Consider the following 26,402-nt stretch of genomic DNA (forward strand, 5'->3'; position numbering starts at 1 on the left):
CGGTCAGGGCAGGGTGAGCAGGTCGGCGACCCGGACGGGCGCGCCGGTCTCCAGCGAGCGGTTGGCGGCCAGGCCGGTGAGCAGCGCGAGCGCGCCGTCGTACGCGGTGGCGGCGCGGCCGAGCGGGTCGGGTTCGCCGCCGAGCAGCACCCGGAGCATCCGGGCGTCCGCGCCGCCGTGCCCGCGCCGGGTCCAGCCCTCCACGTCGATCTCCACGGGAGGCGCCCAGAACGGGCGCAGCGTGAGCCGGGCCGCGCCGCGTTCCACCGCGGCCTCGTCGCCGTGCAGCGCGGCCCCCTTGAGCGCGGACGCGCCGCCGGGGCTGACGTGGTCGCTCTCGGTCACCTCCAGTTCGAGGCGGCCCCGGCTGCCGTTGACCATCACCCGGTAGCCCTCCCAGGGCGCGTACGCGGTGAGGTGGTAGGTCATGGTCGCGCCGGTGGAGTAGCGGGCCAGCACCGCGAGGTCGTCCTCGATGGTCACGCCGGGGGCGAACACGTTGCGGTCCCGGTGGTAGCCGTCCTCGGCCTCGGCGTCGAGGTACAGCTCGCGCAGCCGGGGGTGCTCGGCCAGTCGCAGCGCGAACGGGTCGTCGGCGGCGGCGGGGGCGCCGTGCGCCCGGTCGTAGTCGCGGGCGTAGCCGTGCCGGCGGCCGGTCTCGCCGTAGAAGAACAGCCGGCCGGCCGCGTACACCTCGACCGGTCGGGCGTCCAGCCACCAGTTGACCAGGTCGAAGTGGTGGCTGGCCTTGTGCACGAGCAGGCCGCCGGAGGTGGCCTTGTCCCGGTGCCAGCGGCGGAAGTAGTCGGCGCCGTGCCGCACGTCCAGCAGCCACTCGAAGTGCACCGAGCCGATCTCGCCCACCGCGCCGTCGGCGAGCAGCCGCCGGAACTGCTCGTGCAGCGGGTTGTAGCGGTAGTTGAACGCGACGGTGACCTGCCGGCCGGTCTCCGCGACCGCGTCCAGGACGCGCCGGCAGCGCGGCGCGTCGACAGTCATCGGCTTCTCGGTGACCACGTCGCAGCCGGCCCGCAGCGCGGCCGTCACGTACTCGTCGTGGGTGACGTCGACGCTTGTCACCAGCACCACGTCGACCCGCTCCCTCGCCAGCATGGTGGCGAAGTCGGCGGCGGCGTACGTGGGCACCGGCGGGTGGCCGAGGTCGGCGAGCCAGCGGTTGTGCGCGTCCATTCTCCGCTGGTTGACGTCGGCCAGGGCGACCAGCTCGGCGGTGTCGGCGTGGTCGAGCGCGAGCGCGCGGACGAACATCTCGGCGCGCGCCCCGGCGCCGACCAGGGCGTGGCGGACCCGTTTCCGGGCCGGTGGTGACATGACGTCGGCCTCCCGCGGTTATGCAAAGGTTTGCAGCCGAAGAAACCACGTCGAGCGAGACGTCGTCAACGGTCGATGGACATCCCGCCCGGTGAATCCGCATTGGTGCGTTTTTGTGCGCCCACCGGGAGCGGTACCGCAATCGAGGCGTAACAATGGACCGTTGACACCGGCGCAACCGTTTGCATTAATTGGCGGCACCCCGTGACCCCCACCACATCGGACGAGGGAGCCCGCCGTGCCAGCCACCATCCGGGACGTCGCCCGGGCCTCCGGCGTGCACATCTCCACCGTCTCCCGCACGTTCTCGGCCCCGCACCTGGTCAACCCGGAGACCCGGGTCCGGGTGCTGGCCTGCGCGGAGGACCTCGGTTACCGGCCCAACCGGGCCGCCCGGGCCCTGATCACCGGCCGGACGCACAACATCGGCCTGATCGTGGCCGACATCGCCAACCCGTTCTTCCCGCCGCTGATCAAGGCCGCGGAGGGGCAGGCCCGGCACCGCGACTACCACGTGTTCGTGGCCGACACCAACGAGGACGTGGCCGCCGAGGAGGACCTGGTCCACGCGCTCGCCAAGCAGGTCGACGGCGTGCTGTTGTGCAGCCCCCGGATGAGCAACAGTCTGATCGAGCAGGTCAGCCGGGAGGTCCCGGTGGTGGTGATAAACCGCCAGATCGCCGGTCTGCCCTGCGTGATGATGGACGTCGGGCAGGGCGCCCGCTCCGCGATCGAGCACCTGCTCGGCCTCGGTCACCGGCGGATCGCGCTGCTCGGCGGCCCGCGCGGCTCCTGGACCGCCCGGGAGATGCGCCGGGCCGCCTCGGCGGCGGCCCGGGGCGGCGGCGCCGAGCTGACCCTGCTCGGGCCCAACCAACCCACCGAGACCGGCGGCGGCGCGCTCGCCGACCAGGTACGCCGCAGCGGCGTCACCGCCGTGCTCGCCTACAACGACCTGATGGCGATCGGCCTGATCGAAGGGCTGGACGCGCTGGGGCTGCGGGTGCCGCAGGACGTCAGCGTGGTCGGCGTCGACGACATCGCGCTGAGCCGGCTCACCCGCCCCAAGTTGACGACGGTGGCCACGCCGACCGCGGCCGCCGGCCGGACGGCCGTCGACATGCTGCTGCAACTCGACTCCGACGCGCCACGTGGCGCGCGGGGCCGGGGCGCGTCGGCCGGCGACCGTCGCACCACCGCACAGGTAATGCTCCAGACCGTACTGGTCGTCCGCGACTCGACCGGGCCCGTTCCCGAGCCCGGTCGGGACGGCACCGGGGCCTGAGCAGGTGGCCCGGGCCCGCATAGCGGTGCGGACCCGGGCGACCCGTGGACGGCCGCCGGTGACGTCGTCGCCTCCCACAGCCGAGGAGTGAGCGCAGATGCACCCCGCAACGCCCCCCACCGCCGGCGCACCCGCCGGGCGGGATCACCGTACCCCCCTGTCCCGACGTCGATTCGTCCGCGGCCTGGCCGTCGTCGCGTTGGCCGCGCCGCTCGCCCTGGGCGCGGCCGGTTGCGGCGACGACGACGCCGCCGGCGACGGCGGCCCGGTCAAGCTCTCCGTCTTCTGGTGGGGCGGCGAGGCCCGGGCCAAGCTCACCGAGGACGCCCTGGCCCTCTACACGAAGAAGCACCCCGACGTGACGTTCGAGAAGACCTGGCAGGCCAACCAGGGCTACTTCGACAAGCTCGCCACGCTGACCGCCGGCGGCAACCCGCCCGACCTGTTCCAGATCGACGACAACTACCTGGCCGAGTACGCCGGCCGCAGCACCACGCTCGACCTGGGCAGCTACCGCGACTCCGGCAAGCTCGACGTGTCGAAGTTCCCGAAGAGCCTGCTGGAGTACGGCGTCGTCGACGGCAAGCTCGCCGGGGTGGCCGCCGGGGAGAACACCCAGGGCCTGGTCTACAACAGGACGCTGCTGACGAAGAACGGGCTGCCGGAGCCGACCACCGGGATGAGCTGGGAGGAGCACATCGCCTGGGCGGAGCAGGTGGCGAAGAAGACGAAGGTGCCCGGCACCCAGGACCCGAGCGCCGACTACAAGGCGCTCTGGGTCTGGCTGCGCCAGCAGGGCAAGGACCTCTACCGGGGCAAGGAACTCGGCTTCACGGTCGAGGACGTGACGAGGTGGTTCGAGCTGTGGAAGGGCGCGCGGGACTCCGGTGCCACCCCGACCGCGGACGTCATCCACCAGGGCAACGCCACCGACATCACCAAGCAGCTCGTCGTCACCGGCAAGGCCGCCACCTCCTGGGTCTGGGCCAACCAGATGCCGGACCTGAAGAAGAACACCAAGGACGAGCTGGGCGTGGTCGCCTACCCGGGTGACCCGAGCGCCCAGTGGGCCCGCGCCTCGATGTACTGGTCGGTGTTCAAGGGCAGCAAGCACCGCGACGTCGCGGTCGACGTGATCAACTTCCTGAACAACGACCCGGAGGCGGTCGCGCTGCTCGGCACCGACCGCGGCCTGCCCTCCAACATGGACCTGCGGGCCAAGGTCAGCGAGACCGCCACCGACCCGGCCATGAAGCAGTCCATCCAGGTCGAGTCCGAGCTGGCGCAGAAGTTCGGGCCGTCCCCCCAGGTTCCGATCAAGGGACACAGCAAGGTCAAGTCGGAGCTGACCAAGGCCGCCGAGAACGCCCAGTACGGCCGCGCCACCCCGGCCCAGGCGGCGGAGCAGTTCGTCACCGCCTGCAAAGCCGCGATCGCCTGACCCCTCGACGGAAAGGAACCGGACCCGTGGCCCTCACCACGGCGCCCGGCCGGAGCCCGCGAACCGGACCGGTCGGCCCCCGCCCCACGCGGCGCGGGGCCGGCCGGGCCCGGCTCGGCGAGGGCCTGGCAGGGTACGTCTTCCTCTCGCCCTGGCTCATCGGACTGATGGGCGTCACGGCGATCCCCATGCTGCTCTCACTCTGGCTGAGCTTCACCGACTACGACATCCTCACCCCGCTGTCCGAGGTGCGCTGGGTCGGGCTGGACAACTACGAGCGGATGTTCACCGCCGACCCGTCGTACTGGCACGCGGTGCGGGTCACGCTGACGTTCGCGCTCGTCGCCGTGCCGCTGAAGCTGGCCGCCGCGCTCGGCGTGGCGCTGCTGCTCAACCGCACCTGGCGTAGCGTCGGGCTGTTCCGCGGCCTGTTCTACCTGCCGTCGTTGCTCGGCGGCAGCGTCGCGCTCGCCATCGTCTGGGTCAACATGTTCAACCGCGACGGCGCGTTCAACTCGTTCCTCGCGCTCTTCGGCATCGAGGGGCTGCCCTGGGTCGCCGACCCGGACTGGGCGCTCCAGACACTGATGGTGCTGGCGATCTGGCAGTTCGGCGCGCCCATGGTGATCTTCCTGGCCGGGCTCAAGCAGGTCCCGGTCGAGCTGTACGAGGCGGCGGCCGTGGACGGCGCCGGCACCTGGCGACGGTTCCGCGCGGTCACCCTGCCCATGCTGTCCCCGGTGATCTTCTTCAACCTGGTGCTGGAGACCATCCACGGCTTCCAGGGCTTCACCGCCGCGTTCGTGCTCAGCAACGGCACCGGCGGCCCGGTCGACTCCACCCTGATGTACACGCTCAAGCTCTACATCTCCGGCTTCACCGACCTGGAGATGGGCTACGCCTCGGCGATGGCCTGGGTGTTCCTGCTGGCCATCGCGCTCATCACGGCCGTGTTCTTCAGCACCGGCCGGTTCTGGGTGCACTACTCGGACGGAGGGGACGACTCATGACCGCGGTGACCGCCGTCGCCGGCCGCCGCCGCCCGCGCAACCGGCAGGCGCTGCGCCTGGTGGTGCTCGTGGCGATCGTGGCGGTGGTGCTCTACCCGCTGATCTGGATGCTCGGCACCTCGGTCAAGTCGCCGGCCGAGATCGTCAACAACATCGGCCTGCTGCCAACGGAGTTCACCCCCGGCAACTACGCCGAGGGCTGGACGAACTTCGACGTCGGCTTCGGCCGGTTCTTCCTCAACAGCGCCATGGTCAGCCTGCTCACCGTGGTCGGCAACGCGCTGTCCTGCCTGCTGGCCGCGTACGCCCTGGGGCGGTTGCGGTTCCGGTTCCGCAAGGCGTGGTTCACCGTCATGATCGGCACCCTGCTGCTACCCGGGCACGTGCTGATCGTGCCGCAGTACATCCTGTTCCGCAGCCTCGGCCTGGTCGGCGGCGACTGGCCGTACCTACCCCTGCTCATCCCGCACTTCCTGGCCACCGAGGCGTTCTTCGTCTTCCTCATGGTGCAGTTCATGCGCGGCATCCCCCGCGAGCTGGACGAGGCCGCCAAGATCGACGGCGCGTCGCCGTACGGCGTCTTCCGGCACGTGATCCTGCCGCTGAGCCGCCCCGCGCTGGTCACCACCGCGATCTTCTCGTTCATCTGGACCTGGAACGACTTCTTCCGCCAACTGGTCTTCCTGTCCACGCTGGAGGACTACACCGTCCCGGTGGCGCTGACCCTGTTCATCGACTCGACCAGCCAGAGCGCGGTCGGCCCGATGTTCGCCATGTCGGTGCTGTCGCTGCTGCCGGTGTTCCTGTTCTTCCTCGCCTTCCAGCGGATGCTGGTCGAGGGCATCAACACCAGCGGGCTGAAGGGATGAGCGCCGAGGCCCCCCGCCGGGACTGGCGGGACACCGTGGCCGAGGCGGCCGACCTGGCGCTGCTCGGGCTCGCCGTGGCGGCGGTGTCGCTGCCGGTGCTCACGCTCGCCCCGGCCGTCGCCACCGCCTCCGCCGCGCTGCACGACCGGTCCGCCACCGGGAGTTGGCCGCCGGCCCGGACCAGCCTGACCCGGTTCGGCCGCGCGGTGCCCGCCGGCACGGCGGTCAGCGCCGTCGTGCTCGCGGTCGCCGCGCTCCTCACCGTCGACATGTGGGCGCTGGCCACCGGCCGGGCGCCCGGCGGCGGGCCCGCCCTGGCGGTCACCGCCGTCGTGGTCACGGCCCTGCTCGGGTACGCCGGCCTGGTCGCCGTCGCGGTCGGGCGCATCGGCGGCCGGGGGTGGCGCCGGGCCGCCCGCGAGGTGGCCCGCGTCTGCGCCCGACACCCCGGCGGCTGGGCCGCCGCGGCCGGGATCGGCGGGCTCGCCGCGCTGCTCGCCGCGCTCGTCACTCCGGTGGCGGTGCCGATCCTCGGCGGGTACGCCCTCGCCGCGCTGCACGCGGTCGACGCCCGACGCCGGGCGCGCGCCGCGGAACCGGCGGACGCCCACCCCGCCGCGCTCGGACCGGAGCCGTCGTGACCGCCGATCCCCGTACCGCCGCCGATTCCCGTGCCGCCGGCGATTCCCGTGCCGCCGCCGATTCCCGTGCCGCCGTCGCGCCGGGATTCGTCGCCGACGCCGACTCCGGCGAGGAGCGGCTGGTCGTGGCCGGGGTCGAGGTGGCCCGTTACCTGGTCCGCCCCGACCTCGACCCGCGCCACGGCCCGCGGCCCTACCTGCATCCGGTGCGTACCCGCGCCGGCACCCCGGTCACCGACGCGATCCCGGCCGACCACGTCTGGCACCTCGGCGCGTCCCTCACCGTGCCGGACGTGGCCGGCGCCAACTTCTGGGGCGGCCGGACGTACGTGCGCGGCACCGGCTACACCTGGCGGGACGACCACGGCGTCATCGCCCACACCGGCTGGCGGGAGCGGACCGCCGACCGGCTCGACCACGACCTCGACTGGCGGGACGCCGACGGCCGGACGCTGCTGCGCGAGCACCGTCGGCTCACCGCCGCGCCGGCCGGCGACGACGCCTGGCGGCTCGACCTGTCCGCCACGTTCACGTCGGCCACCGGCGCCGACGTCCACCTGGGCAGCCCGGCCACCAACGGCCGCCCCGGCGGCGCCGGCTACGGCGGTTTCTTCTGGCGGGCCGTTGCCGGCCCGGAACCCCGGGTGTGCACCGTGGACGCGGCCGGCGAGGAGGCGGTCAACGGCTCGGCCGCGCCCTGGCTGGCGCTGTCCGGCGCCGGGCCCGGCGGCGCCGCGTACACGCTGGTGTTCAGCGGACTCGGGCCGGGCGACAGGTGGTTCGTCCGCACCGCGATGTACCCGGGCGTCTGTGTCGCGTACGCGTTCGACCGCCCGGCGGTGGTCGCCGCCGACCGGCCGCGCCACAACCGGCACCGGGTGCTCGTCGTCGACGGCCACCTGGACCGGGCCGAGGTCGCGGAACGGATGGCGGCTCCCGTGAGCGCGAGGAGTGAGCCGGGGTTGCGAGCCCCGCAGTCGCGCACAAAGGTGGGCACCGTGAGCGCGAGGAGTGAGCCGGGGTTGCGAGCCCCGCAGTCGCGCACAAAGGTGGGCACCGTGAGCGCGAGGAGTGAGCCGGGGTCGCGAGCCCCGCAGTCGCGCACAAGGGGCACACCTTGACCGGCCCGGAGGTCGCCTGCGTGGGGGAGACCATGGTGGTGCTCGCGCCCGACGACGGCGGGCCGCTGGAGCACGCCGACCGGCTGGTGGTCGGCGTCGGGGGCGCGGAGTCCAACGTGGCCATGAGCCTGGCCCGGCTCGGTCACCGCGCCGCCTGGGTCAGCCGGGTCGGCGACGACCCGTTCGGCCGCCGGGTGGTCGCCGAGATCGCCGCCGCCGGGGTGGACGTCCGCACGGTCACGGTCGACCCGGCCGCGCCGACCGGCGTCTACCTCAAGGATCCCGGCCCGGCCGGCACCCGCGTGCACTACCACCGCGCCGGGTCCGCGGCGAGCCGGCTCGACGCGTCGGACCTGGCCGACCCGCGGCTGGCCGGGGTGCGGCTGCTGCACCTGTCCGGGATCACCGCCGCGCTCTCCGACTCCTGCCGGGAGTTGCTCGCGTCCGCGCTGACCGGGCGGGCGCTGCCCGGTGCCCGGACCACGTTCGACGTGAACCACCGTCCGGCGCTCTGGCCCGCCGACCGGGCCGCGCCGGCGCTGCGCGACCTGGCCGACCGCGCCGACGTGGTGCTCGTCGGGCTGGACGAGGCGGCGACACTGTGGGGCAGCGCCGACCCGGCCGCCGTCCGCGACCTGCTGTCCGGGCCGGAGTTGGTGGTGGTCAAGGACGGGCCGGTCGGCGCGACCGCGCTGCCGCGTACCGGGCCGGCGGTCTTCGTGCCGACGCCCCCGGTGGACGTGGTGGAGCCGGTCGGCGCCGGGGACGCGTTCGCCGCCGGCTTCCTCGCCGGGCTGCTGCACGACCTCGACCTGCGCGCCTGCCTGCGGATGGGTCATCTCACCGCCGCGCCGGTGCTGGCCACGCCGGGCGACACCGCGCCGCCGCCCGATCCGGCCGGGATCGCCCGGGCGCTGGCGCTGACGGACCGGGAATGGGCGGCGCCGCCGAGGCGCCGCGACGAAGGGAGCGGCACATGACCGAGCACGACTTCGCACCGCTGTTCGGCGACGGGCGGGTCATGGTGATCCTGCGCGACCTGCCGCCGGAGGAGACGGTCCGGCTCGCGGAACTGGCCTGGGATCTCGGCATCGGCGTGGTGGAGGTCCCGATCCGCACCCCCGCGGCGGTGCCCGCGCTGAGCGCTGCGGTCACCGCCGGACGGCGCCGGGACCGGCTCGTCGGCGCCGGCACGGTCCGCACCCCGGCGCAGGTCCGTCAGGCGATGAGCGCCGGCGCGGCGTTCACCGTCGCCCCCGGCCTGGACCTGGCCGTCTCGGACACGGCGCGCGGCTACGGCATTCCGCACCTGCCCGGCGTGGCCACCCCGACCGAGGCGCAGCGGGCGCTCGACCACGGCCTGGTCTGGCTCAAGGCGTTCCCGGCGGTCAGTCTCGGCCCGGCCTGGTTCCGGGCGGTCGCCGGGCCGCTGCCGGAGGCACGGTTCGTGGCCACCGGCGGCATCGACGCCGGCAACGCGGGCGACTTCCTGGCCGCCGGCGTACGCGTGGTGGCGGTCGGTTCGGCGCTCACCGACCCGGCGCAGCTCCCGCGCCTGGCGGCGCTCGCCACCGGCGACCCGGTCAGCTGACGGTGCGGCCGGACGTCGTCGCGGTGGTCCGCACCGCCTTGACGATCGCCGGGATCGAGCCGACCAACAGCACCAGCGCCCAGATGATCGCCACCACCGCGAAGACCACCGCGCCCAGGTCGTCGACGACGCTGACCAGGATCACCGGCACCAGGCCGTGCAGGAACTGCAACACCAGGGTGCACAGCAGCGTGGTCGACGCCAGCAGCACCAGCCCCTTGTTGCGCAGGAAGCGCGGCTGCGCGGCCAGCAGCAGCCCGGCCCAGACCAGCTTGAGCAGCAGCGCCAGCCCGAGCAGCACGGCCGCGTCGCCGACCGGGAAGAACCCCCACACCGCGAGGTACGCCAGCGTGCCGAACGGGACCGCCAGGAACAGCGAGACCATCACCGTCAGCTCGACGAACGCGACGACCAGCAGCACCAGCGACACCAGCAGCAGCACCACCGAGAAGACCAGCGTGGCCGCGCCCTGCACCCGGCCCTGGACCCGGTCGGGCAGCACCAGGCTCAGCGCGAACAGCCCGGTCGTCCAGAGCGCCACCACGTCGATCAGCGCCAGGTAGCCGGTGCCCCGACCGGACGGCTCGGCCACCGCGCCGACGTCGCCCAGCTCGACGCCGAGCCCACCGGCGCTGTCCCGCAGCGCGGCGCCCGCGTCCCCGCCGCCGGTCAACGCCGCCGCGCCCAGCTCCACGCCCACCACCAGCGCCACCGCCAGCAGCGCCAGCAGCAGGAACGGCTTCCGCAGCTCACCCATGGCGCGCCTCCGCGCAGTCGGGCCCGGTCAGGACCGGGCGAGCGTGACCGTGCACCCGCCACCTCCCGGGCACCGCAGGAGCACCTCGGTCTCCCGGTCCACCGCCACCTTCGCCAGCGTCGCCCCGTCCGGCCCCGGCGTGACCTCGTCGGTGACCGTGACGTCCGCGTCCCCGGGCGCGCGGGCGGTCACCTCGAACGGCGTCACGCCGCGCAGCACCAGCGTGCGCAGCGCGCCCGGGTCGGCGACGCGCAGCCGGCAGGTGGCGCCGAATGCGACCACCACCCCGTCGGCGGTGGCGGTCGGGGCGGTGGCCGGCGGCACGCACGCCACGCCCACCGTCGCCGGGTCCACCGCGCCGACGCCGCGTCCCAGCCGGGCCAGCGGTCCCGGCCCGGCGGCCGGGTCGCCGGGGCCGTCGTGCCGCCCGGCCACCGCCACCACGTAGAGCACCACCAGCAGCCCGGCCAGCGCGACCACCAGCAGCTTCTGCCGACCACTCATGGTTGGCCGACGGGGGTGAACCGGATCTGGTCGACGCCGGCGAAGTAGCGGTCGGTGCCCTGGGTCCGGCTCACCACCACCAGCGTCAGCCGGTGTGTGCCCCGGGTCAGCTCCAGCGTGCCCACCTCCACGTCGTCGGTGCGCACCACGGTCGGCGTGAAGCCGAGGAACGTGTCGCCGACCTGCCGGCCGTCGACCAGCCAGATGGTGTTCGCGTAGTCGTACGAGGTGGTACGCACGGTGGAGAACCGCCAGGCGCCGTCCGCCGGCAGGTCCACCGGCACGGTCACCCGGTCGCCGACCGCCCGGCCCAGGAAGAACAGTTGCGCGTCGCCGGACCACGTCACGTCGCAGCAGTTGTCCTGCGCCACCACCTCGGCCTTCGCGGCCGTGGTGGACCGGACCTCGGCGGCGGCCACCAGCGTCTCCGCCTCCACGGTCACCGCCGCCGGCCGGGGCGGGGGCGGCTGTTCCGGGCGGGTCACCAGCCAGACCGCCACGCCGGTCACCACCAGCAGCAGCACCGCCGCGGCGGCCAGCCACGGCCACGGCGTACGCTTCGGCGGCGCGACCGCCCGCACGTCGTACGTCACCCGGCCGCTGGACCGGGAACTCTCCTCCGGGGCGGTGTTCGCCGAGTACGCGAACCCGGTCATGTCGTACCGCCGGGGCGGGGTGCCGGCCGGCACGGCGAGGCGGACCAGCACCGACACCGAGCCCTGGCCGGCCACCACCCGCTGCGGCTCGGTGACCGTGAACCAGGCCCGCTGGCTGCCCTCGCCCGGTGCCACGTCGAACACCACCGTGTCCGGCGCCGGACCCGGGTTGGACACCGTGAAGGTCAACTCCCCGGTGTTGCGGGCGTCCAGGGTGAACTGTTCGGCGGCGGCGACGACGGTCCATTCGGTGGTCATGACGGCTCCTCCGGCGGCTCGTGGGGCGGGGGTGGGGGCACGGACGCCCGGCCGACCGCGCGTACCGGTCCGGGTGGGGACGGGTCGTCGGCCGGAGCGGTGGGTGGGTCGTGGGGCGCGTCGGCCGGGGCGGCGACCACCTCGACGGTGACCGCCGCCGGCTTCTCCGCCTCGACGATCCGGCCGATCAGCGCCAGCCGGTCCACGGCGGCCGGTGGCACGCGCACCACCAGGTGGAACGGCCGGTCGGCCGGTTCGTCCAGCACGAACCCGGTCACCCCGGTGGCCAGTTCCAGCGCGGTGCGCATCCCGTACGGGGTGCCGCGCCAGCGGGCCAGCAGCGCGCCGTGCGCGACCAGGTCCCGCAGCCGGCCCAGTGGCAGCGGCGGCGGCGCGTCGGCGCGCGGCGTGGCGACCACGTGGTCCATCGCCACCCAGCGGGTCAGGTACGCGACGAACCCGTCCGGCGTCCGGTACGGCCCGAACAGCGCGTCGACGTCGGCGAGCACCGCCTCGTCCGGGGCGTGCAGCGTCTCCATCACGTCCAGCAGCGCGCCCAGCACGCTGCCCGGCCCGGCGGCCCGCTGGTACGCGGCCGGCAGCAGCCGTTCAATCGCGGTCCGGCGCATCCTGCCGCACCACCTCGATGTCGTGCTCGCCGGAGCAGAGCAGCCAGGTGCCGGGGACGGTGACCACGTCGGCGGTGGCCTGGTTCGCGCTGGCCGCCCAGTCCTCGCCGTCACCGCTGCGGTACACGCCGCGCTCGCCGCCGGCCAGCACCAGCCGACCGGCGCCGGACGGGTCGGTCGGCGCGGTGGCGGCGATGGCGTCGACAGGCGAGAACCGGGTCCGGTCCCGCAGCGGCAGCCCGCAGTTGACCATCACCGGCCGCCACTGCGGCTGCCCGGCGAGGGTGTCCAGCCGGACCACGCCGCCGCTCTGCGTGGCCGCCAGCGCCAGCGGCCCGCTGAACGCCAGGTCCCGGCAGGTGCCGCCGATCCAGCCGGCGGCCATCGACTGCCACTGCACGTCGGACTCGAACAGCCGGGTGCGGTGCGCGCCCTGGCCGGGCTTCTTCGGGTCCGGCTCGCCCGCGCCGCACCACAGCAGCGTGGCCGGCCCGTCGTACTGCACCGCGAGGACCCGGTTGTCCACGTTGGCCAGGCCGACGTGACTGAACGTGCCGGGGCGGCCGGCCGCGACGGACAGGTAGACGCCGAAGCCGGCCTGCGCGGCGACCGCCACGCCGGGCGCGCCGCGCTCGGAGACGAACGACCGCACCGCGTAGAAGCCGCGGTCGGCGTCGGCCGGGTCGACCAGGATCTGCAACGGCACCGCGCCGGGCAGCAGCGGCACCTCGTACAGGCCCGCGTCGGTGGCCAGCAGCAGCGCGCCGGTGCCGTCCCGGTCGATCCAGGCCAGGTCCCGCACGCCGGAGTCGAGGTCGGTGAGCAGCGTCCACGTCTCGCCCAGGTCGGTGCTCAGCCGCACCCGGGAGCCGCCGGCATCGCGGGCGGTCACCACCGCCACCGAACCGGCCCGGGGCACCACGCCGGGGCGGGTCGGGGCGGGCGCGGGCGCCACCCGGACGACCGTCTCGTCGTCGAACCGGCCGGCCGGCTCCCAGCCCGCGCCCGCGTCGGTCGAGCGGAACAGCACCGGCCCGCGCCCGGCGTACCAGGTGTCCGGCTGGTACTGGTCCACCGCGACGGTCCGCACCTGCGCGTCCGGCGCCTCGTCGACCACGAACCGCACCGACTCGACGTACCGCACGCCCGGCTCGGCGTGCTCCAGCATCCGGTAGACGTTCGACGCGCGCAGCGGCTCGCCGAACGCCCAGCCGGTCGGGTTGAGCGTCGTGGGCAGCGGGCTGAGCGTCTGGTGCAGCCGGTCGTGGATGCGCCGACGGACCGCGTCCACGTCCTCCTCGCGGCGCACCACCACCCGGGCCCGGACCGAGACCGCCTTGTATCGGGCCCAGCCGGCCCGCACCGCCGTGCCCAGCGCGCGGCGGCGTTCCAGGTCGGCCTCGACCCGGCGGCGCGCCTCCTCGACCTCGTGCTCACGCAGCACCGCCATCGGCAGTCGGCCGCCGGGGCGGGCCGCCTCCGGCACGTACGGCACCAGCACCACCTCCACCTCGCCCGGCCGGGCGAAGCTGTAGACGGCGGCCCGGGTGAACGCCCGTGCCCGCGCCACCGCGCCGGAGCCGGTGGCGAGGACCTCGAAGTCGCGGGCGGTGACCGCCCGCTGCTGGGCGAAGAACTCGTACGGCCCGCGGGCCAGCACCGACTCCAGCGACTCCAGGTCCCGGCCGCCGGTGGCCGGCAGCGGGTTCACCGCCCGCAGCCCCGGCAGCGGGTCGCGCAGGCTGGTCAGCACGCCGGCGGCCACGTTCCCGGCCGGCCCGCCGCCGCACCGGTACCAGAGCCGCACCTGCCGCCCGGCCGGCGGCACCGCCGCCACCGTGGTCACCCCGGCCGCCGTCGGCGCCCCGGCCGTCCCCTCGTCGGTCGGGGCGCTCCCGGCGTCCGGCCCGCTCCCGTCGCCGGCGGCCGGGCGCAGGTCCAGCGCGGGCGCGAACGTGACCACCCCGGAGGAGCGGTCGACCAGGTAGACCCTGGCCTGCGGGCCGACGCCGGCGAAGCTGTCCACCGGCCGCCAGATCTCGTACGTGCGGCCCTCGTGCTCGCGGGCCGCGGCGCCCAGCTCCACCGAGCCGGCCGGCACCTCCACGCCGAGCAGCAGGTCCAGCGCCTCGGTGGTGCGGGTCAACGGCGCGCGGGCGGCCCGGAACGTCTGGCCGGGCTGGCCGGTGCCGGTGCCCAGCAGCTCCGCGTCGACCGGCTCGCAGTGGTGCACGCGTACCGTCGTCTCGGTCTCGCCGGCCGGCAGCAGGGCCGGTTCGGTGGTCACGAAGACCACCGGCCGGGGGTCGGCGCCGCGGGCCGCGGCGATCCGGGTGCCGGCCGGCACCCGCACCGGGCCGCGGTCGGGGCCGGTGCGGGTCAGGCGCACGTCCGCCCAGGCCGCCGCCGGCGGGTGCCGGGTCGCGCCGAGCAGGTTCAGGAACGCCACGTACGCCTTCTCCGGCAACTGGTTCAGCCGGTAGATCATCACCTCGGTCAGGTAGGCGAACGCCTCCAGCAACGCCATCCCCGGGTCGTGCGCGGACAGGTCCGTCCAGTCCGGGCAGGAGCGGCGGATCCGTTCCCGGGCCTCGGTGACCAGGTCGAGGAAGGCGCGGTCGTCCAGGTGCGGCACCGGCAGCGTCATGGCCTGGCCTCCTCACCGGGCCGGCCGGCGACCCCGCCGCCGGGTCGGTCGCCCGGGTCGTCGCCCGGGCCGCCGGGCTCGTCGTCGGGCGGCAGCAGGTCGACGGAGAAGACGAGCTGGCCGGGGGAGAGGCTGGCCCGCACCCGGTAGTCCAGCCGGATCACCAGGCGCCACGGGGCGTCCGGGTCCGGGCCGGCGTCCACGTCGAGCACCTCCACCCGCGGCTCCCAGCGCCGGATCGCCTGCCGCACGTAGTGGATGGCCAGCCCGGCGGTGGTGTCGTCGTTGGGCGCGAAGACCAACCGGTGCAGCCGCGACCCGTACCCGGGACGCATCAACCGCTCGCCCGGCGTGGTGGACAGCAGCAGGCACAGCGCCTGGCGTACCGTCTCGTCGCCCTCGGTCATGGCGAGCCCGCCGGCCGCGGTCAACGCCAGGCCGCCGGCGCGGCCGGCGTCGAAGCCGGCGCCGACGAACCGGAACGCCCTCATCGGTCCGCCCCCAGGAACATCTGCCGCGGGTCGCGGACCTGGTGGTGCACGGTGCCCGGCGGTGTGCCGTCGGTGAGGCCGTCCAGGTGCGACAGCACCACCGGCTGCCGGTCCACCCGGACCCAGGCGCTGTAGCCGACCGTCACGGTCATCGTGTGCAGGCAGGGTTTGACCGTCGGGCCGTAGTTCGGGCAGGCGGTGACGTCCCGTCCCACCGGGTCGGGCCGCACCAGCGCCGGCACGCCCCGCACGGTGACCCAGTGCTGCGACGGGCGGTTCGTCACCCGCCCGTCATGGCCACAAGTGATCAACGAGTCGCGGTGGATCCAGCGCATCAGCCACCTCCGGAGGAACGAGCGAGCGTACGGGCCTGGGCGGCGGCGGTCTGCGCGTCCTCGGCCGCCGGGGCGTGCAGGAAGTCGACGGTCTTCGCGCGCACCACCATGGCCCGGCCGGGCGCGGAGAGCACCAGGTCACCGGCGGCGTGCACGGTGGTCAGTTCGGGGCGCAGCTCGACGAAGCTGCCCGCGTCGGTGGCCAGCCGCAGCGTGCGCCCGTCGTCGTCGATCACGATGGACTGGCCGGTGCCGGTCCGTATCGACCAGCGGCGGGACCGGCCGGAGACGATCCCCGCGTCGTACGGCTCGACGGCGCCGAACAGCGAACCGAGCACCACGCCCGAGGTCGGCTCGCCGCCGGGCAACGCCACCAGCACGGTGTCCTCCGGGTCGGGCAGCGCGACGATCCCCTTGCCCCGGCCCGCGCCCGGACACAGCACGGCGAGCCAGCCGGCGTCCAGGTCCCCGTACGCCGGCAGCGTCACCCGGGCCCGGCCCAGCCCGTCCGGGTCGTCGACGGCGGTGACCGTGCCGAGCGTGACGGTCGCCGCCGGCGGCGCCGTGACCGGCGGCGGCTCGGGCGGGGCGGTGGAGAACCGGGTCAGGTGGCCGTCCGCGTCCACCGTGTGCACCACCTCGGTCAGCACGTACACGCCGGCCACCGGATCCGGGACGCCGGCCAGCGCGATCCGCCGGCCCGGCCGCAACGCCGGGTCGCCCCCGGCCGTGCCCTCGACCGTGACCAGCGCGGCGACCCGCGCGTCCAGCCCGGCCTGGGCCAGCGCGGCCAGCTCGTCGTCGCTGCGCCCCGGCTGGTCCACCGCGGTACGCACCCCGTCCGCGCCGACGTCGCCCGGCTCCGGGCGCAGCGGGATCCGCCGTCCGCTGCGCGCCTCGTCGGCCCGCTGCCCGAGCGGCTCGGCGCGCTGCGGGTGCCAGCCCAGCGCCGCGCACTCCGCGCCGGCCCGGTCCAGGTTCTCGGTGATCCGCAGCGTGTGCACGGTCCCGCCGAGCGTCAACGGCACCGGCTCGCCGTGCCCGTCGAGGGTGAGCAGCCGCAGCCGGTCCCCGTCCACGCCCAGGTGCAGCCCGGCCCGGCCGGCCACCTCGCACAGCAGCTCCAGGTCGGTGTGCCGGTGCTGGAGCAGCCGGTCCAGGCGCGGCCCGTCGACCTCGGCGACCACCGCCAGCCCCAGCCCGGCGCACAGCTCCGCGGCCAGCTCGGCGGCGGTGACCGACTCGAACACCCGCAGCTCCTGCCGCTTGCGCAGCCGGTGCAGCGGGTCGTACGCCCGGATCCGCAGCAGCGCGGCGCCGTCGCCGGCGTACTCCACCTCGACGGCGGTCACCTCGCCGGTGAACAACGCGTCCGGGTGGCCGTCGAGGCGGACGTCGAGCGCCGCGCCGGGGCGTACCGGTGGGTCGAGGGCAGCCGGGCCGGGCGCGGTGGCCAGCGCCAGCTCGCACTGCGTCGGCCGGTCCAGCCGGGCGGCGACCCGGATCCCGCGCAGCCGCGTCGGGTCGGCCAGCGGCCGGCCGTCCACGCGTACCGCCGCCGCCCGGTTCACCGCACGCCTCCGGTCGTCGCGTGGCCCGCCCCCGGCCGGCCGTGGCCGGGATCGTCGTGGCAATCGCGCGCCACCGGCGCGGGCGCGGTCACGGCGTACCTCCCGTCGTGGTGGTGGCGTCGAGCGGAGGCGTGGCGAGGACGGACGCCGGCACCGCCAGCGCGGTGCCGGCCGGCACCGTGAGCGGGTCGGTGATCCGGTTGTGCTCGGCGAGCAGCCGCCAGCGCAGCGGGGACCCCAACGCGTCGTGGGCGAGCAGGTCGAAGCGCACACCCGACCAGCCCGGCTCGGCCGCGCCGTCCGCGGCGGCCACCACCGCCGAGCCGGGCGTCACGGTCGGGGTGCTCGCCGCGGCCAGTTCCGCCTCGAAGCCGGCCTGGGCCGCCTCGGCGCTCTCCGCCACCCGGACCAGCCGTAGCCGCAGCCAGGAACGTCGGGGCGTGCCGGTGAGCGTGAACGCGTCGAAGCGTTCCGCGATCGCCGCGATCACACCCGGCACGTTCCAGGTCTTGCCCCAGACCAGCCGGACCAGCGGCGGACGGGGCCAGCCGTGCTCGACGGCCGAGTTCTCGGCGAGCATCCACAGCGGACGGGTCAGCGCGCGGACGTCGTCGGGGCGGGCCGGGGACTCCACGAAGTCGATGTCGAAGAGCAGGTCCAGCACCAGTTCGGTGCGCCCGCCGCCGGTGAAGACCAACGGGTCGTCGGCGAGGCCGGCGCCGGTGAGCGACCCGTCCGGTCCGCCGCGCGGGCGTATCCCGGCCAGCCGGGTGACCTGCACGGTCTCCGGATTGAGCAGGCAGTCGATCCGGGTGCCCGACTCGTCCACGAGGAAGGCGACGCGTTCCATCAGCCACCCGCCTGTTCCCGGTCCAGCAGGGCGTCCCGGAACCGGGCGACCCGCGCGGCCGACGCCCGGGGCGACGGCTCGTCAGGTAGCGCCGGCCACGGGTCCCGGTACGCCGTGCCGGCCTCCGCCGCCCCGCTCGGCTGTCCCACCTCGCCCGGTCGCCCGACGCCGCCGGCCCGGTCCGCGCCGGTCTCGTCGGGCAGGGCCGGCCATGGGCCGACCGGACGGCGCCGGCCCACGTCGTGCGACGCCGGAGGCGTCGACGGGTACGGTCGTCGCCACGACAACGGCACCGGGAACTCGCCGCCGCGCTCCGCGCCGGCCCCGTCGACCGATCTCTGCGGCCGGAGAGGGAGCGGACGCGCCGCCTCCGTGGGCCCGGCGGTGACGCCGGCCGGCTCCCGGCCGCCACGACGGGAGTCAGCCGCCGCGTGTCGGCCCGGCGCACGCGACCAGTCCGGCCCGGCCCCACCGGGTACGTCCACCCCGTCCGTGACCCGGTCGGACCATCCCGCACGCCGTGCTCGCCACCCTGATCGGTCGGCCCCGGCCAACCCGGCCGCGCGGGCCGCGCCGGCTACGGCGCTCGACCCGGGGATGCCGTCGTGGCCGGGCGTGCCGTCGTTACTCGATGGGGCGTGTCCCGGTCTGCTGCTCCGTTCCGGTGCGCCGACCGAGCCTGCGGTGCCACCCGGCCATCCGGTGGCGGCCGAGTACGCGCCGTCGTCGCGCCCCGGTGTGCCGGGACGTATCGGTGCGCCGCCGCCGGTTGCCGCTGAGGCTCCGGAAGCCGCCGCGTCAGGTGCGGCTGACCCGGCAGCCCGGTACCCGGCAGCCCAGGATCTGGCAGCCCAGGATCGGGCAGGGCGGGATCCGGCAGGGCGGGATCCGGCATCCGCCGCGAGGCCGGAGGACACCGCCTGAGACGCGCCCTGAGACGCGCCCTGAGACGCGCCCTGAGACGCGCCCTGAGACGCGCCCTGAGACGCGCCCTGAGACGCGCCCTGAGGCGCGGCCCATGTCGGATCGGCCCAGGCCGCCGGCAAGCCCCGCCACGCCGGTTCCGTACCGGTCAGATCCCGGCCCGTCGGCACCCGGCCCGTCGGCACCCGGCCCGTCGACACCCGGCCCGGTTCCGCGCCCGCGTCACTCGGAGCGGGGTACGACTCCCCGTCGGTCCACGCCGTCTCGCCGTTCGGGTCGGAGTCGAGGACCGCCGCCGGGAAAGGGAAGCCGTAGGGCCACCGCCCATCGCTCCCCGTGATGCCACGGCGCGGGACACTCGTCCCCACCATCGAGGGGCCCTGAAGATCTTGGTACGAAGCGGCCCTCAGAGAGGCCGTTTCATACCAAGATCTCGGCGAGCCGATCCGCCGGGAGCCGACACCTGTCGGGCGTGTCCGCCACGCCCGCCTCAACCGTTCCACCCAGCCCCACCCCACGCCGGCACTCGCGGGCCGCTCGGTGATCAAGGAGTTTGCGTCGGGAATGAGGTCGGAATCGACGCGAACTCCTTGATCAACTCCGGTGGGTGCGGGGTTGGGGAGGTCGCGGAGGAGGCCGGGGGCGTGGGCGGCCACCAGGCGGAGCCAGTGCTCGGGGGGCTCGCCGGGGCGGCGCGACGGCAGGGCCGCCGCCGGCACGCCGGGAGGCCGGCGGGTGGTGGGCGGCGGGTCCGTGAGGCGGTCGGCGGTGGCCCGCAACGCGCGGGCCAGCCGGTCACGCGGTCGCCGGGGCGCTCGCACTGCCGGACTCCAGCTCCAGCCCCTCGTACGCCAGGGTCAGCGCCTCGATGGCGATCTCCTGGGAGAGGGTGTTCAGGTGGGCGCCCCGCCACCGGGTCGGCCAGGCGTTGATCATGTTCCAGCGCAGCACCTCGGCGGTGCCGGCCGGGTCGAGCAGCACCACCGAGACGTTGCGCCGGTTGACCGTGCCCTTCGCCGCCGCGTTCACCCAGTCCCACAACTCCCGGGCGTTGGTCAGGCCGAAGTGGAGCGTCACCGGCGCGTACTCGACCTGCCCCGGCACGGCGCGGATGCGCTCGTTGCCGGCCTCCCGGTACGCCAGCGACGGGATCGCCACCTCGAAGCCGCTGACCTCGGTGAAGTGCCCGTTGGTGATGCCGTTGATGAGCAGCTTGAAGTGGTACGCCCGGTACGGGTCGACGGGCGCGCCCGGCTGCGGGGTGGCCGTGGTCGGCATGTCAGCCTCCGATCGTCTCGGTCTCGGTGCCGCCGGCCCACTGGCTCAGCTTGAACACCACGAACTCCGCGGGCTTGACCACCGCGATGCCGATGTGCGCCACCACCATCCCGGCGTCGCGCACGTCGGCCGGGTTGGTCTCCTCGTCGCACTTGACGAAGAACGCCTCCTCCGGCGTGCGGCCGAGCAGCGCGCCGTCGCGCCACACCCGGGTCAGGAACGCGCCGATGTCGCGCCGGATGGAGCGCCACAGCGTGAAGTCGTTCGGCTCGAACACCATCCAGCGGGTGCCGTTGGCGATGGCCTGCTCGATGGAGATGGCGAGGCGCCGTACGTTCAGGTAGCGCCACTCGCTGGCCTCGGCGGCGAGCGTCCGGGCGCCCCAGAGCCGGATGCCCTCGCCGGCGAAGAACCGGATCACGTTGACGCCCTTGGGGTTGAGCACGTCGTGCTCCGGCCGGGTGACCCGGTACGCCAGGTCGACCGCGCCGCGTACCGGCTCGTTGGCCGGCGCCTTGTGCACGCCGCGCAACGCGTCGGTGCGGGCCCAGATGCCGGCCACGTGCCCGCTCGGCGGGGTGAGCACCAGGTCGCCGCCGAGCGGGTCGCGGACCCGGATCCAGGGGAAGTAGAAGGTGGCGAAGTCGGACTGCCGGGGCCGGTCGCCGCCGGTGCCGGGCGCGTCGTCGTCGCTGTCCTTCGGCGTACCCTCGGCGGGTTTGCCGGTGGTGGGTTTGCCGGGCGTGGCGACCCGGGTGAGCCGGGAGACGTCGGTGACCTCGGGCGGCGGGTCGCAGATCGCCACCATGGTGCGCAGTCGCTCGGCGGTGCTGATCAACGCCTCGTGCGACACCGGGTCGTGGTAGCCGGGCGCGGCCAGGATGGCGATCTCGTCGATCGCCTCCAGCAGTTGCAGGCCGCCGCGCCGCCCACCGGTGCCGGTGAGTGGGCCGCCCTCGCCGACGTTGACCACCCAGCACCGGGTGCCGCCGTTGTCCAGGAAGCCGAAGACGGCCCGGGCCAGCGGGGTGCTCTCCAGGTGCTCGCCGTCGGCGTAGAGGCGCAGGAACTCGGTCCAGCTGTTGACCGCCATCGGCCGGTCGACGTGGGCGGTGCGGTCCGGCGCGACCCCGACGAAAGCGGCCGTGCTGGTGCCGACCGGGCCGATCGGGCGGGCCCCGGAGGGCACCTCCTCGACGTAGATGCCGGGGGAGAAGTAGGTGGGCATCGGTCCTCCTCGGGAAGTCAGTCGGGGGCGGGCACGACGATCAGGCCGTCGGCGGCCGGGTCGAACTCGGCGGTGTGCACACGCCCCCGACCGACCAGCCGGATCCGTACCGGACGCTCCGGGGCGTCGGGGTCGTGCGGCACGCCGACCAGCCGGAACCGGCCGGCGGCGTCGGTCTCGGTGGCCTGCGCGGCGCCGACCAGCTCCACCCGCATCGCGGCGAGCGGCTGGTCCTGCGGCCCGACCACCCGACCGTCGAGCGTGCGCATGCCGAGCTGCCGCAGCCGCAGCGGCTGGCGCACCGGCGGCGCGGTGGGCGCCGCCCGGTCGATCCGGGCCGGCACGTCGAGCAGCAGCGCCGGCCGGGGCGGCACGCCGAACGCCCGCCACAGCGCCGGGTCGCCGGCGGCCAGCACCAGCTCCGCCCGGCCGCCCCCGTCGGTGGCGGCGGCGAGCACCCGGTCCAGCGCCGGCACCGCCGCCGGTCCGCCGCCGCTGACCAGGAGCCGGACCACGAAGCGGTACGGCTCGCGCGCCGCGCCGCCGGCCGCGGTCTGCCGGGCCGGCCGCAGCTCCAGCGGCCAGACCGTGAGCCCGCCGGCCGGGTCGTCACGGGGCGGGCCGACCGGGACGGGCTCACCCGCCGTCCCGGTCAGCCAGGCCGCGACGTCCGCGACGGCCGCCTCGATGGCGCCGGTCATCGCGGCGGCGTCCCCTGGATCCGGTACGCGATGGCCTCGTTCCAGACGTGCGGGTAGACGCCGATCTCGAAGTAGCGGGTGAACCTGTTGATCGGCGCGTTGGTGTGGTCGTGCCAGAGCAGCCACACCGGGGCGACGGTGAACAGCACGTAGTTGAGCGCGACCAGCGGCAGGTAGAGCGGACCGAGCAGCCGGGCCTGGAACACGTGCACGTCCTCGTGCCGTTGGATGCCGGGGCTGGACCCGGCGCAGACCGTGCCGATGGTGGTGGCGTACCGGGGTGAGACGCCCTCGACCACGTTGACCCGGCCGCTGCCGGCCGAGGCGACCCGGTCGAGCTGGTGGCCGACGACCAGGTGCAGGGCCAGGTAGAGCGCGCCGGCGAACGTGTTGAGCAGGCTCCACGTGTGGTCGACCACGAAGCGGAAGATGCCCCTCGCGTCGGCGCCGTAGGTGCCGGCCGAGGCGGTCGCCCAGCCGAACGGCGCACCGACGAGCAGCCCGACGACGGCGCCGACCAGCAGGCCGACGGCGCCGGCGGCGGCCTGCCCGAGCACCGCGCCGAAGACGATCTGCGCGGCGGCGCTGAGAATGCCGAAGACCATGGCGGGCGCCTCCTCAGACCCAGGAGCGGACGAAGCGGGGCTCGTGCCCCTGGGCGAGCTGGGTCGGCGACGCCTGCGTCGCCTGCCGGTTGCCCGGGGGCAACTGGTTGACACCGAGCGCGGCGGAGAAGATGACCAGCCCATTGAAGAACGCGATGATCCACTTTTCCGGACCGGCGTCGTCGGCGAACGCCGCGGTCAGGTACGACAGCAGGAGCGCGACGCCCAGCGCGATCCACTTACGCGCCTTGTCGCCGCTCGGCCCGATCAGGCCGCCGATGACGTTGGTGGCGAGCAGGGTGGCGGCGCTGGCGCCGGTCAGGCTGCCCAGTGCGGCCCAGGTGAAGAGATCGTTCACGGCGATCCCCCTTTTCGACGGTGCGGTGGTGCGGTCGGGGTTCGGTGGTGCGGCGGCCCGAGGATGGCGTCCACGGGTGGCGCCCGGTGCGCGGTGGGGACCGGCGGGTCGCCGCCGGTACGGCGGGAAAGCTGTGGCTGTGGCTGTGGCTGTGGCTGTGGCTGTGGCTGTGGCCGGGCCGGGGCCGGTGGCCGGGTCGGGGCAGAGGCCGGGGCAGGGGCAGGGGCCGGGGCCGGGTCGGGTCGGGTCGGGGCAGAGGCCGGGGCGGGCAGAGGCCGGGGCGGGCAGAGGCCGGGGCGGGCAGAGGCCGGGGCGGGCAGAGGCCGGGGCGGGCAGAGGCCGGGGCGGGCAGAGGCCGGGTGGCCGGGGTCGGAGCGTCGGTGGCCGGGTGGTCCGGGGTCGGAAGGTCGGTGTCGGTGTCGGCTTCGGCGCGCAGAGCCTGGTCAAGGACCTGGCCGGTGCGGTCGGTGGGGCTCAGATCGGCCGGTCGGCCGGGGGCGTCGACGCGGTCCGGTCCGTCGACGCGGTGGGCGCGGTGGGCGCGGTGGGCGCGGGGGTCGTCGGGGACGCGGGCGGCACCCCGGCCGGGCCGCTCCGGGAGCGGCGCCGCAGCAGGACGACCACCACCACCGCGACGACCACCAACAGCCCGACCGCCCCGCCGACGACCGGCAGCCAGGGGACGGCGCCGCCCCCGGTCACGGCGGCGACCGCGCTCGCGGATGGCGTCGGCGGCGCCTCGGCGACGGCCCGCAACTCGGCCGGCTTCGGCTGGTTGGCGACGACCTGCCAGCTCACCGAGCGCCCGTTGACCGTCCCGTTGCTGTCGAGCACCCGGCCGGGGAACGTCACGGAGATCTCGAACGCCATCAGGGTCATGAACGCCTGCTGATTCCGGGGATCTTGTTCGGCCACCTTTCCGCCGTATTTCTTCGGGTCCAGCGGAAGGGAGAAGCGATAGAGATCGCCATCCCGGACAAGATTCACACTCTCGCTGGTGAATTGTGACAGCGGCGTTTTTCGGTAGGCGATCTGAATGCCGTAGGAGGTGCCGTCCTCGTACCGGCTCTCGGTGCCGGCGGGGAGCGTGGGAATGTTCTGCCGGAGTTCGGCGAAGGCCGCCGCGACGTCCGGGTTGCGCTGCTTGAGCACGGACTTCTGGGCGGTCAGCAGGAGCTGGCCGGAGACCGTGTCGTCGGTGTTCACGGTCAGCCCGAGGTTGAGCTGCATGCAGCCGCTCAGCGTCGCCACAAGGGCGAGACACACCGCGAGGCGGAATGCCCGGCTGCGGCGGAGTCTCGTATTCATGGTCTCAGTGTGCGCGGTCGCGCCGGGGCCGGCAGTCAGCGATCAGCCGCCGCTTTGTCGCCGATCTTACCGGCCGCCTCTCCCATTCGGACGACCCCGGGAACGTGCGCGATCGATATCCTGAAAGGTTGTCACCCGGCCTTTCCCGGCGCCGGCTCCGCCGACGTGATCCGGAAGACCGGAATGCCGGCGGCCACCCGCGCGAAGTCGGCGAGCGGGGCGTGCCGGTCCACCGGCACGTGCGGGCGCGCCCCGGGCGCGAGCGCGAGGTGGCGACGCAGGACCGGCGGCCGGTCCGCCACGGCCACCTCGACCAGCCGGACCGGCTCCCGGCCGCCGTGCCGCAGCACCGCCCGTCCGCCGGCGGCCCGGACGTTGGCCACCCAGTTGACCCCGTCGCCGAGCATCGACACCAGGTACCGCGCGCCCTCGTGGTCCGCGACCACCAGCGGCACGGCGACGATCCGGCCGGTGCGTCGGCCGGGCACCTCCAGCGTCACCCAGTTCCGGGGGCCGAGCCCGGCGGCGTGCTGCCGGGCGGCGAGCCGGTTCCACACCCGGGCGAGCCGGTTCGGCCGGCCGCCCCGGTACATCCACCGCACGTGTCGTCGCCACAGTCCCGTACGCATGAGCTGTTCCCCTTCCTCTCCGTCCACCTCCATTCAGAGCCGCCGCGGACGGCGACGACCAGGGGCGATCGGCACCCGACGCGTCGATCTTGCGGTTCCCGCCCCGACAAAGGGGGTGAACGACCCGAAGCGCGGGCCGGAACTGCAAGATCGCGGCGCGGGATGCGGGCCGGTCCCGCAGGATAGGGCCGGGCGGAACGGGGAGGCGGGGATGAGCGGGGTACGCGAGGAACGGCGACGGGTCGGCCCGGCCGTACGGGCGGCGGCCGGGCGGCTGCGGCGGGGCTGGCTGCCGGTGGTCGAGGCGACGCTCGCCGCCACCGTCGCCTGGATGCTCGCCACCCGGCTGGTCGGGCACCCCCAGCCGTTCTTCGCGCCCGCCGCCGCGCTGATCGTGCTCGGTCAGGCGCGGGGCCAGCGGATCCGCCGGGCGGTCGAGGTGGTGCTCGGCGTGGCGGCCGGCGTGCTCGTGGCCGACCTGGTGGTCCAGGCGCTGGGCCCGCGCACCACCTGGACCGTGTTCACCGTCATCCTGCTCACCGTCGCGCTGGCGGTGGCGGTCGGCGCCAGTTCGGTCACCGTGGTGCAGGCCGCGGTCTCCGCGCTCTACCTGGTGGTGGTCTCGCCCCCGACCGAGTCGCTGATCCCGTTCCGGTTCGTCGACGCGCTGATCGGCGGCGCGGTGGCGGTGGTCGCCAGCCAGCTCGTCGACGCCCGCCGGCCGCTCGCCCCGCTGGCGGCCGAGTTCCGGCACACGTTCGCGGAGCTGGCCGGCGTGCTCGACGAGATCGCCGACGCGCTCGACCACGCCGACGACGAGGCCGCCCTCGCCGCGCTGGAGCGGGCCCGGCACGCCGACGCCGGGGTGGAACGACTGCGCGACGCGGTCCAGGCCGCCGGCGAGGCGCTCCGGCTCAACGTCCGGCGTCGCCGGCACCTCGGCCGGCTGCGCTCCGTGACCGGTTCGATCCGGCAGATCGACTACGCGGTGCGCAACGTGCGCGTGCTGGCCCGGGCCGCGGTCACGGTCACCCGCGGCGACACGCCCGTCCCGACCGACCTGGGCGCCGCCGTACGCACGCTGGCCGACGCCGTCCGCGCGGCCGGCGACGCGCTCGCGGCCGACCTCAACGGACAGGAGGAGACCGCCGACGGGCACGCCGCCCGGGCGGACGCGGCGGCGCTGGCGGCGGTACGGTCGGTCGGCCGGCTCTTCGCCGCCGGTCCGACGCTGCCGCTCGCGCTGGTCATCGGGCCGGTCCGGGCCACCGCCATCGACCTGCTGCGCGGCGTGGGCGTGGACGACGACGCGACGGTGCTCAGCCGGGTCGACGCGGCGGTCACCGGGCCGGAGCGCTGAGGGTGCCGCCGGCGGCGGGTGGC

Annotated in this window: 27 protein-coding genes; 9 read left to right on the forward strand and 18 right to left on the reverse strand. The window is 75.2% G+C overall.

Annotated elements, in window-relative coordinates; all coding sequences use genetic code 11:
- Positions 1 to 3: 3 nt before the first annotated feature.
- Positions 4 to 1,332: a Gfo/Idh/MocA family protein gene (locus ACIA6B_RS18910; protein WP_396774886.1), complete on the reverse strand. Its 1,329-nt coding sequence runs from the start codon at positions 1,330 to 1,332 to the stop codon at positions 4 to 6.
- Between the two features lie 238 nt (positions 1,333 to 1,570).
- On the opposite strand from ACIA6B_RS18910, the gene ACIA6B_RS18915 reads away from it, so the two are divergent.
- The 8 genes from ACIA6B_RS18915 to ACIA6B_RS18950 all read left to right on the forward strand — a co-directional run bounded on the left by ACIA6B_RS18915 (position 1,571) and on the right by ACIA6B_RS18950 (position 9,290).
- Positions 1,571 to 2,617: a LacI family DNA-binding transcriptional regulator gene (locus ACIA6B_RS18915; RefSeq protein WP_396774887.1), complete on the forward strand. Its 1,047-nt coding sequence runs from the start codon at positions 1,571 to 1,573 to the stop codon at positions 2,615 to 2,617.
- Positions 2,618 to 2,714: 97 nt separating this feature from the next.
- Entirely contained in the window at positions 2,715 to 4,058 is a 1,344-nt protein-coding gene (locus ACIA6B_RS18920; protein WP_396774889.1) for an ABC transporter substrate-binding protein, read from the forward strand.
- Between the two features lie 26 nt (positions 4,059 to 4,084).
- Positions 4,085 to 5,068, forward strand: a complete 984-nt coding sequence (locus ACIA6B_RS18925) for a carbohydrate ABC transporter permease (protein ID WP_396774891.1) — start codon at positions 4,085 to 4,087, stop codon at positions 5,066 to 5,068.
- Positions 5,065 to 5,937 (forward strand): carbohydrate ABC transporter permease, encoded by an 873-nt coding sequence (locus ACIA6B_RS18930; RefSeq protein WP_396774893.1) that lies wholly within the window; start codon positions 5,065 to 5,067, stop codon positions 5,935 to 5,937. The genes ACIA6B_RS18925 and ACIA6B_RS18930 overlap by 4 nt, the downstream gene beginning before the upstream one ends.
- Positions 5,934 to 6,578, forward strand: coding sequence for a hypothetical protein (locus tag ACIA6B_RS18935; protein WP_396774895.1), 645 nt, complete (start codon positions 5,934 to 5,936; stop codon positions 6,576 to 6,578). Before ACIA6B_RS18930 ends, ACIA6B_RS18935 begins: the two co-directional genes overlap by 4 nt.
- Positions 6,575 to 7,699 carry a PmoA family protein gene (locus ACIA6B_RS18940; RefSeq protein ID WP_396774896.1) on the forward strand — a complete coding sequence of 375 codons (1,125 nt, stop codon included), beginning with the start codon at positions 6,575 to 6,577 and terminating at the stop codon, positions 7,697 to 7,699. Before ACIA6B_RS18935 ends, ACIA6B_RS18940 begins: the two co-directional genes overlap by 4 nt.
- Entirely contained in the window at positions 7,696 to 8,679 is a 984-nt protein-coding gene (locus ACIA6B_RS18945; protein WP_396774898.1) for a sugar kinase, read from the forward strand. Before ACIA6B_RS18940 ends, ACIA6B_RS18945 begins: the two co-directional genes overlap by 4 nt.
- On the forward strand, positions 8,676 to 9,290 hold the full coding sequence (locus tag ACIA6B_RS18950; RefSeq protein WP_396774900.1) for a bifunctional 4-hydroxy-2-oxoglutarate aldolase/2-dehydro-3-deoxy-phosphogluconate aldolase: 615 nt from the start codon (positions 8,676 to 8,678) through the stop codon (positions 9,288 to 9,290). The genes ACIA6B_RS18945 and ACIA6B_RS18950 overlap by 4 nt, the downstream gene beginning before the upstream one ends.
- Here ACIA6B_RS18950 and ACIA6B_RS18955 read toward each other — a convergent pair.
- The 17 genes from ACIA6B_RS18955 to ACIA6B_RS19035 form a co-directional block, all read right to left on the reverse strand.
- Entirely contained in the window at positions 9,283 to 10,047 is a 765-nt protein-coding gene (locus ACIA6B_RS18955; RefSeq protein WP_396774902.1) for a hypothetical protein, read from the reverse strand. The two genes, ACIA6B_RS18950 and ACIA6B_RS18955, sit on opposite strands and share 8 nt — an antisense overlap.
- Before the next feature lie 27 nt (positions 10,048 to 10,074).
- The gene (locus tag ACIA6B_RS18960) at positions 10,075 to 10,551 is read right to left on the reverse strand and encodes a hypothetical protein (protein WP_396774904.1); all 477 of its coding nucleotides are present in this window, start codon (positions 10,549 to 10,551) and stop codon (positions 10,075 to 10,077) included.
- Entirely contained in the window at positions 10,548 to 11,465 is a 918-nt protein-coding gene (locus tag ACIA6B_RS18965; protein ID WP_396774906.1) for a hypothetical protein, read from the reverse strand. The genes ACIA6B_RS18960 and ACIA6B_RS18965 overlap by 4 nt, the downstream gene beginning before the upstream one ends.
- A complete protein-coding gene (locus tag ACIA6B_RS18970) occupies positions 11,462 to 12,094 on the reverse strand; it encodes a phage tail protein (protein WP_396774908.1) in 633 nt (210 codons plus the stop codon). The genes ACIA6B_RS18965 and ACIA6B_RS18970 overlap by 4 nt, the downstream gene beginning before the upstream one ends.
- Positions 12,075 to 14,741: a putative baseplate assembly protein gene (locus ACIA6B_RS18975; protein ID WP_396774909.1), complete on the reverse strand. Its 2,667-nt coding sequence runs from the start codon at positions 14,739 to 14,741 to the stop codon at positions 12,075 to 12,077. The genes ACIA6B_RS18970 and ACIA6B_RS18975 overlap by 20 nt, the downstream gene beginning before the upstream one ends.
- Positions 14,738 to 15,232: a GPW/gp25 family protein gene (locus tag ACIA6B_RS18980; protein ID WP_396774910.1), complete on the reverse strand. Its 495-nt coding sequence runs from the start codon at positions 15,230 to 15,232 to the stop codon at positions 14,738 to 14,740. The genes ACIA6B_RS18975 and ACIA6B_RS18980 overlap by 4 nt, the downstream gene beginning before the upstream one ends.
- Positions 15,229 to 15,516, reverse strand: coding sequence for a hypothetical protein (locus ACIA6B_RS18985; protein WP_396774912.1), 288 nt, complete (start codon positions 15,514 to 15,516; stop codon positions 15,229 to 15,231). Before ACIA6B_RS18985 ends, ACIA6B_RS18980 begins: the two co-directional genes overlap by 4 nt.
- 50 nt (positions 15,517 to 15,566) lie before the next feature.
- Complete coding sequence (locus tag ACIA6B_RS18990) at positions 15,567 to 17,138, reverse strand: phage baseplate assembly protein V (RefSeq protein WP_396774914.1); 1,572 nt, start codon at positions 17,136 to 17,138, stop codon at positions 15,567 to 15,569.
- Positions 17,139 to 17,226: 88 nt separating this feature from the next.
- Complete coding sequence (locus ACIA6B_RS18995; RefSeq protein ID WP_396774915.1) at positions 17,227 to 17,988, reverse strand: hypothetical protein; 762 nt, start codon at positions 17,986 to 17,988, stop codon at positions 17,227 to 17,229.
- Entirely contained in the window at positions 17,988 to 18,281 is a 294-nt protein-coding gene (locus ACIA6B_RS19000; RefSeq protein ID WP_396774916.1) for a hypothetical protein, read from the reverse strand. Before ACIA6B_RS19000 ends, ACIA6B_RS18995 begins: the two co-directional genes overlap by 1 nt.
- A gap of 1,426 nt (positions 18,282 to 19,707) precedes the next feature.
- Positions 19,708 to 20,190, reverse strand: a complete 483-nt coding sequence (locus tag ACIA6B_RS19005; protein ID WP_396774918.1) for a phage tail protein — start codon at positions 20,188 to 20,190, stop codon at positions 19,708 to 19,710.
- Position 20,191: 1 nt separating this feature from the next.
- The gene (locus ACIA6B_RS19010) at positions 20,192 to 21,418 is read right to left on the reverse strand and encodes a phage tail sheath family protein (protein WP_396774920.1); all 1,227 of its coding nucleotides are present in this window, start codon (positions 21,416 to 21,418) and stop codon (positions 20,192 to 20,194) included.
- 17 nt (positions 21,419 to 21,435) lie between these two features.
- Positions 21,436 to 22,119, reverse strand: coding sequence for a carboxypeptidase-like regulatory domain-containing protein (locus ACIA6B_RS19015; RefSeq protein ID WP_396774921.1), 684 nt, complete (start codon positions 22,117 to 22,119; stop codon positions 21,436 to 21,438).
- Entirely contained in the window at positions 22,116 to 22,724 is a 609-nt protein-coding gene (locus ACIA6B_RS19020) for a glycine zipper family protein (RefSeq protein ID WP_396774923.1), read from the reverse strand. The genes ACIA6B_RS19015 and ACIA6B_RS19020 overlap by 4 nt, the downstream gene beginning before the upstream one ends.
- Positions 22,725 to 22,737: 13 nt before the next feature.
- Complete coding sequence (locus tag ACIA6B_RS19025; protein WP_396774925.1) at positions 22,738 to 23,082, reverse strand: hypothetical protein; 345 nt, start codon at positions 23,080 to 23,082, stop codon at positions 22,738 to 22,740.
- Positions 23,083 to 23,556: 474 nt separating this feature from the next.
- Entirely contained in the window at positions 23,557 to 24,390 is an 834-nt protein-coding gene (locus ACIA6B_RS19030) for an LppM family (lipo)protein (RefSeq protein WP_396774927.1), read from the reverse strand.
- Positions 24,391 to 24,521: 131 nt separating this feature from the next.
- Positions 24,522 to 25,019, reverse strand: a complete 498-nt coding sequence (locus tag ACIA6B_RS19035) for a nitroreductase family deazaflavin-dependent oxidoreductase (RefSeq protein ID WP_396774929.1) — start codon at positions 25,017 to 25,019, stop codon at positions 24,522 to 24,524.
- Between the two features lie 211 nt (positions 25,020 to 25,230).
- Here ACIA6B_RS19035 and ACIA6B_RS19040 point away from each other — a divergent pair, with 211 nt between their 5' ends.
- Positions 25,231 to 26,379, forward strand: coding sequence for an aromatic acid exporter family protein (locus ACIA6B_RS19040; RefSeq protein ID WP_396774931.1), 1,149 nt, complete (start codon positions 25,231 to 25,233; stop codon positions 26,377 to 26,379).
- The last annotated feature ends 23 nt before the right edge of the window (positions 26,380 to 26,402 follow it).

The sequence above is a fragment of the Micromonospora sp. NPDC051141 genome (genome assembly GCF_044455765.1).
GTDB lineage: Bacteria > Actinomycetota > Actinomycetes > Mycobacteriales > Micromonosporaceae > Micromonospora.